At 58.2% G+C, this 7,018-nt stretch carries 4 protein-coding genes; 2 read left to right on the top strand and 2 right to left on the bottom strand.

Annotated elements, in window-relative coordinates:
- Nucleotides 1-3,849, top strand: a 3,849-nt coding sequence (locus tag ABX749_RS15880) for a dockerin type I domain-containing protein (RefSeq protein ID WP_372896843.1), incomplete at its 5' end; no start/stop codon positions are given.
- Between the two features lie 38 nt (nt 3,850-3,887).
- Nucleotides 3,888-4,850: a bile acid:sodium symporter family protein gene (locus ABX749_RS15875; RefSeq protein ID WP_372896842.1), complete on the top strand. Its 963-nt coding sequence runs from the start codon at nt 3,888-3,890 to the stop codon at nt 4,848-4,850.
- Between the two features lie 39 nt (nt 4,851-4,889).
- Here ABX749_RS15875 and ABX749_RS15870 read toward each other — a convergent pair whose 3' ends face one another.
- The gene (locus ABX749_RS15870) at nt 4,890-5,591 is read right to left on the bottom strand and encodes a hypothetical protein (protein ID WP_372896841.1); all 702 of its coding nucleotides are present in this window, start codon (nt 5,589-5,591) and stop codon (nt 4,890-4,892) included.
- A 380-nt stretch (nt 5,592-5,971) separates the two neighbouring features.
- The gene (locus tag ABX749_RS15865) at nt 5,972-6,580 is read right to left on the bottom strand and encodes an RNA polymerase sigma factor (RefSeq protein WP_372896840.1); all 609 of its coding nucleotides are present in this window, start codon (nt 6,578-6,580) and stop codon (nt 5,972-5,974) included.
- Nucleotides 6,581-7,018: the final 438 nt, after the last annotated feature.

Here is a 7,018-nt window from a genome sequence, read left to right as displayed (position 1 = left end):
GTGATCAACCAATCCGATGTTTGCGATATTGAAGCTGCGGTCGGCGAATTCTGGGCCGCCGACTCGACCGTGGATGGCGATGGAATCATCTATCTGCTCGATCAGGACGCCAACCGGATTTTGCGTCGTGAGACCACGACGGGAGAGTACTTGGACCCGATTCTGCTCGACGCGAAATTTGGCGACGGGGGACGCTATCTGGGCAGTTCGCTCGCTCCACGGCAACTGGCCTATGCCGCCGGAAAAAACTGGTTGTTGATCGCCTATTCGTATGAAATCGATGTGATCGATTTATCCGAATCGATTCGAGTGCAACAGCGTTGGTATCAGTCCGACGAATACGTTGGCGACATGGTGACCTATGGGGATCGGCTGTTCCTGTCGGCTTCCACCGTACCGCTACGCACGATCCATTTCGATTCAGTTCCGCCCGTCCCGTCGCTGCTGCTCGATGGCAAAACGTTGGTGGTTTTCGATCCGGCGAACGCGACGCTGTACTACACGGATAACGCCTACGGATCGTCCAGTGCACAAGTGCGTTCAGTGACGTTCGATCAACAAACAGGTGACCACTCCGACTGGATCGTCGTCGACGATGCATCGGAACTGCACAGCTATCGTTTCGGCAAGGGCGTCAACTCTCCCGATGGCAGTCGGACGGTTTTTCCGGGCGGCGGCGTCGTTGATTTGGCGACGTTCGACTTGCTCGGTGTGCTGTGGTCAAGGGACCCGAGTCGGTGGCAGGCTCGTTGGATTGATAACGAAACGATCGTGACGGCAAGTGGTTCAGACGGTACCACCCACGTCGACGTGTGGAGCGTGAACGGACAGCGTCTTGACCACCAAGAGCTTGACGGGGACGTCTGCGAATTGGCCGTTGTGGGAGATCATGTTGCGGTGGTGACCGACGTGGATTCGTTGACGCGGTTTCATTTCGTCACGTTGTTCGCCGATCGTGACGGCGAGGTGGACCGACCACCGACCGATTTTGAGATCGTGGATACCGCCTTCGATTCCGCCGGTGTGGTCTACCTGCTCGATGCTGCCGGCGGCGTGGTTCATCGCTGGGACAGCATCGAGAACGAATACTTGAACCCGTTGATGATCGACGGAGCAACACAAATTGAAATCCACCCTGCGTCGCAAACGTTATTGGTCGGTGACGCCGGCGGTCGGCTGTTGGGTTATGACTTGGGAACGGACTTGCCGATCGAACGTGTGCTCCAGCCGTACGGTCGGACCGAATATGGGATCGCTTCTTATGGAGACTCGATCAGGGTCAGCGGTACAAACGGCATTCACTTGATCGGCGGCGACGGTAGCGTCCAGCGTTTGTCGGCGTTTCATTCTGGAGTTTGGAACGAGGTGGCGTCGACTTGGACTTCGTTGGACGGTGATTCACTGGTCGTCGCTCAGGTCGATCCGTTAACCGGTCAACTGATCCGTGCGCTCAGATCACCACGCAACAGAAATTTCCGGCTTCCGATCACCGTCAGTCCCTCCGGATCTCACGTCCTGTTAGGCAACGGGGACGTTTATTCGGCTGATGATTTGAACAGCCCGCTGACGACGATCAACGGACATGACGATGCGGTCTTGTTTGACGACGCGACGGCCGTTGTGCTTCGCAGCGACGAATCGGGTGCCTTCATCGAGTGGCACGATCCGAAGTTCGGGCTGGTCGACCGAGTCTCAATCGATGGAGTGCCGATAGGCCTGGTTCCGGCAGGTCATGAGGCGTTGTTGGCGAGTGAAAAGGACGGTCAGTTGCAGTTGGAACGACTGACACTGAACGAAGACAGTGACGGCGACGGGCGGACGTACCTAGAGGATGCGTTCCCGCTCGATGCATCGATCTCCGTCGATACAGACGGCGATGGATACCCCGATGCTTGGCATGACGGGTATTCGCAATCAACCGTCACTCCAGAGTTGCATTTGGATGCGTTTCCCGACAATGAACACTGCCATCGCGAATCGGATCGCATCTTTGGTCAAAGCTATTGTGTGGCCGAATTCGTTCCGGATGTGGTGGAGTCCGTTGGCGGCGACATCGTCTACTTGTTGGATGCAGGTCGGCGTTTGGTGCATCGCTGGTCTGCCATCGAACATGATTATTTGCCGCCCCTTCGTATGGCGGAATCTGACCGCGGACGCCCAACGGCACTGGGGATCGATGCTGCGGGGCAACAGTTGTTCGTCGGATATGAGACAGGCCAGGTCTCGCGGATCGATCTTGCCAGCGAGAGTTTCGTTGAAACGCTCGTGACAACGGTTCTGGATCGTCGTGATGTCGGTGTGCCCGTGACGACCCTCGTCGCTCAACCGGAATTCTTGTATGTCGTCGCCGGCGAACATTACACGTTTGACGACGACGGGAATCAGATTGCCTTGGGGAATTTGATCGGGGAGCACGTGCTTCCCGCGTTCGACGGCGGCTGGGTGCTCAATCTGCTCCCCCACGGGGCGGTGGGGCATGATCAACCGGTCGTCGGTTCCGTCTACCAAATACCGGTTTCGCCCCAAGGCCAGATCGGACACGGGGCTGAAACGAAGTGGCAAGATCCGGTTGTGGTGGGAGAGTGGTTGCGTCTGTCGCCGAATCGTCAATTCTTGTTTTCGCAACGCGGCGATGTTTGGACGGTTGGAGAAACACTGTCGTTTCGCAACGCATTGCCCGCCGAAGCATTTAGCGATGCCGATTGGTTGACCGATGATGTGGTCGCAACCGTTCGTGCTGCCGAAAGTGGTCAGACGGTTGCAGAATACTGGGACACAAACGGCGAGTTGTTGTATCGACAGTTCTATCGTGGCAATCCGGTCAGCGTTCGGCGAACCGGTGGCGACACGCTTGTTTTGGTCGAGCGAGACGGGGCGGTGGTCGCACATCCATTTGTCATGCCGCGCGGCTCCGTGGTCGGGTCGACGGTGCTGTCGGTGGGAACGGATTCGGCCGTCACGTTTGAGATGAAGACTGCCCACGCGAGCGACGTTTCGATGGTGTATCGCGTCGAAGTGGTTGTCACCGGCGCGAGCGGTCCAAGTGCCAGCGGCGAACCATTGGAATTCACGTTGGTTGATCTCGACGGTCAGCCGGTCGAATCGATCGTCGATCCGACGGAAAATGCGACGGTTGAAACGGAGCGTTTGACGCGGTTGGTGATCTTGAAACCCGGGTATTATCGGCTGACCGTTCGTTCGGCTCGTCCGCTCGGTAAAGTGCGTGTGAAAGTCGCTATCGATGCCGCACCAGGGGATTCGACGAGTCGTCTGCTGGTCGAAAAAGCCGAAGCGCTCGTGCTCAGCAAGTCGTTCGCCGTATCACCGGTGCTGCGTCACAGCTACGAGCAGCGTTTGGGAGCATCGTTGAACGCCCTTGCCGAGGATCCGACGTTGGATCAAAACGCAAACGGGATCTTGGATGCGGCGGACCTGATGGCTCTACGCACCAATCTCGAATCAGCAGCCGATGTGGTGTGGGCGGAGCTTGGTGAACCGATCGAGCATATGGAAACGGATCAGCCCCTGCGTGCCCGAGATCCGGATGAAATCAGGTTTGGCGATTTGTCGCTTCGCATGTTGACCAACTCGGTCTTGTCCAGGGATGTCGACAACAACGGCATGGTCACGCCTCGCGACGCGTTGCTTGTGATCAATCAGCTGGCGCGATCTGAATCTGGCGGGATTGATTTTTCGAATCTTCCGCTCGGTTCGGCGACATCGACGTTTGCGTTGCCAAAGTACTTGGTGGATGTCAATGGCGATCGACGGGTTTCACCCTTGGACGTTTTGTTGATCATCAATGATCTTGCACGCAGCAATGTGGCGGGGGATCGAAGCGACGCTTGAGTCGTGACGGGTCGTTATGCCAGTCCGCCGGAAAAAACATGAACAGTACAAATCGAAATAACTTTCGCGGCGCGGGCGTTCTGATGGCGCTGGTGGTCAGTTCGATGCTGGCGTATTTCTGGCCGGTTTTTACTGAGTCGTTCGATCCTTTTCGTTTGAGTTCCAACGCTCTTTCGGGACTGGTCGTGGTGACGATGTTTTGCCTGGGGTTGGTCGTCCAGCGGCATGAATTGACGGAGCTTCGGCAACGACCCTTGACCGTGTTTCTGGGCGTGGCCGTTCAGTGCACGTTGATGCCTGCGCTGGCATGGTTGGTGGTGCGGACCTTGGGATTGGAAGGTCCGTTGTCCTACGGCGTGTTGCTGTGTGGTTGTGTCCCGGGAGCGATGGCGTCGAATGTTTTAACGATGACCGCGCGCGGCAACGTCAGCTACAGCGTCAGTCTGACTTCGGTGGCGACGTTGCTTTCTCCGGTGACCGTTCCGGTCGCATTAGTCGTCGTCGCGGGGCTGGAAACAGGGGCCGAAGTTTTCAAACCGGCAAAGATGGCGGTGACGTTGTTGTTGACGGTGGTCGTTCCGGTGATTGCGGGGTACTGGGTCAAGTGCCGGAGTGAAGTCGTCAGACGTCACGCCGTCGCGGTCGCACCGCTGCTGGCAACGTTCGCCCTGTTGTGGATCATCGCGTCGGTGGTCGCCGGCAACCGAGATCGATTGTCACAGGTTGCGATCAGTCTGCTAGCCGGACTGTTGGTGATGAACCTGCTCGGTTATTTGGGCGGCTACACCGTCGGGCGGATCGCGAAGATGCCCGAAGCGATGCGCCGCGCGCTGACGTTGGAAGTCGGCATGCAGAACGCCGGGTTGGGGACCATGCTGGCGGCCACCTTGCTGGGCGCCGATTCGCCGGCACAGATTCCGACCGCGGCGTACACGTTCGGCTGCATGTTGACCGGGACACTGGTCGCAGCGGTTTGGTCGGGGAAGGGGCAGGCGGGATAAGAACGCAAGCTGGAAGCTGACGCCACGTATTCCACGGGGTTAGGGGAGGTTGGGGTTGGTGAACAGGGCCAGGCCGAAGCCGGCTTGCCAGTCATCGGCATCGCGTCCTTCGGTGGTGACCATGTAGCGTCCGTAGCTGGTCAAGCGGATTCGGGGCGTCCACCAAAAATGAACACCGACTTCGGGATAGATCGCCGCCAGGGAGCCCGAGATGCGTTCGTCGTCTTCACCGTGTTCGTCGATGAACCCGTCATCGTCGTTGTCGATCCAGTCGTCGTCGGCGGAAACCACTTCTTTGGCGTATCCGGCGTAAACGCCTGCGCCGACGAAGGGCGCCAGCCGGCTGGGCGTTTGCAGCCGCAGCCCCGCGTCCAGTCCGGTGAACCAGTCGTCGCCGTTGCCCATGCCCATCAAAGATGCCCGTGCGGTCATGAAACTGGTCGCATACATTTCCGCTCCGATGTCGACCGTGAACAGCCCGTGGTCGGCTTCGGTTCGTTTGGTGACGCCGCTGGAGACGAACAGGCCGGTGGCGTCTTCTTGGAATCGCGCATCGGCGGCCTGTTTGAGCTTGCCCAGCACGTCACTCTTTTCCGCGCCGTCGCAGTACTTTTCGGCGTATTCGGGGTCCTCCATCGCCCACCGCGATCGCAGGACTCCGGTCGGCAGCGCGCAACCGAGCTGCGTCAGCGCGGTGACGGTTATCGCCAGCATCGGGGCAAACGCTCGGTCGGGGATCACGGTGAATTCGCATTGACGATGGGAGGGGGCAGGGTTTCGCGATCATCCCTATCAAAACGAACGGGGCAATGTCAATCGCCGCTGACGGAGGCACGGAGGCTGGAGAGAGGTAGGAAGATTTTGGAGGTAGGAAGATTTTGGAGGTAGGAAGATTTTGGAGGTAGGAAGATTTTGGAGGTAGGAAGATTGGCTAGATCGTACGGATGGTGCAGCTCATCATTTTCTTACCTCCGAAATTTTCCTACCTCATTTCCGTACCGGCTAACACAGACGCCCAAACGCTTGTTCGAAACGGCTAATCCCAGGTGCGATCCAATTCACTCAACAAGCCGTCGACGAATTCCGTTATCTCGAATGGAAGCTGAAATGGGATGTGCAGATCACGGCAACTCGCTCAGTCGTTTTCTTAATTTGCGCAAGACACGGGATTTGGCTTGATAGACGCTCGCGACAGATAGCCCGGTCGTCTCGGCGACCAGCGATGCGGGCCTATTTTCGATCGTCGACATCCAGAAAGCGTTCCACGTCGCCGGTTCGAATTCTGTTTCGACCGATTTCAAGACCTGTCGCACCAGCGGGCTGCTGATCGAGTCGCCGTCGATCGATTCATCCAATGAGTCCGCTTTCTGTTGCAGTCGTGTCAACGCCTCCGTGCCGCCTTCGGCTGGCTGTCGCCCGGCAAGCTTCCGGAAGTGATCCCGGACGCGATTTCGAGTGATCGTGGCCAGCCAGCTGCGAAAGCTGCCTGAGTCCTTCTGACGCTCGAATCCATCGATGCCCCTCGCGACCGAGGCGAAGACCTCTTGAACCACGTCCGACGCGTCCGTTTCGGCGATGCCCGAGGTGCGGCACCAGCGATACACGATCGGACCAAACGTCTCCACCAGCCGGCTCCACTGGACCGGATCGTTCTGTTTCACGCCTTGCAAAAACGGATCGGACAGCGTCGGGTGCTCGTGGCGCCGCAGGTCATCGGGATTGGCATTCATAGGGAAAAGTGTAACCGAATCCTTTTTCGGAATTTGGTGTCAGACGCCTGCGTTCATCTATAGGGACGCCAGTGGTGGCTGGGATGCCGGAGTTCGGCAGCTGGCGAGTGGGTTGTGGTTTTTGCCACGTGCCGCTCGCTGACGCTTCCCGCTGGGGTGCATCCCAGCACGTGGCGTCAGCCAGTGGCGCGTGTTGACCGTGGTTTTACCGCCTGCCGGTCGCTCACGCGTCCCGCTGGCAAACCTTTCCCATGATGATGACTTGAACCTGACTGGAAACACGAGGAGAATACGATGATGACAGTGACCGAGTGCCCGACGGCGGAACGATTGAAAGCTTATTCGCTCGGGCGGCTGCCCGAGGCCGACAATGACGAGCTTTTCGAACACCTGCGTTCCTGTACCACGTGTCAAGCCGAACTGGAAACGGTCGACGAC

This window comes from Stieleria sp. (genome assembly GCF_041595215.1).
GTDB lineage: Bacteria > Planctomycetota > Planctomycetia > Pirellulales > Pirellulaceae > Stieleria > Stieleria magnilauensis.
Note: the sequence above shows the minus strand (reverse complement) of the source record. Positions and strands in the feature narration are given on the sequence as shown.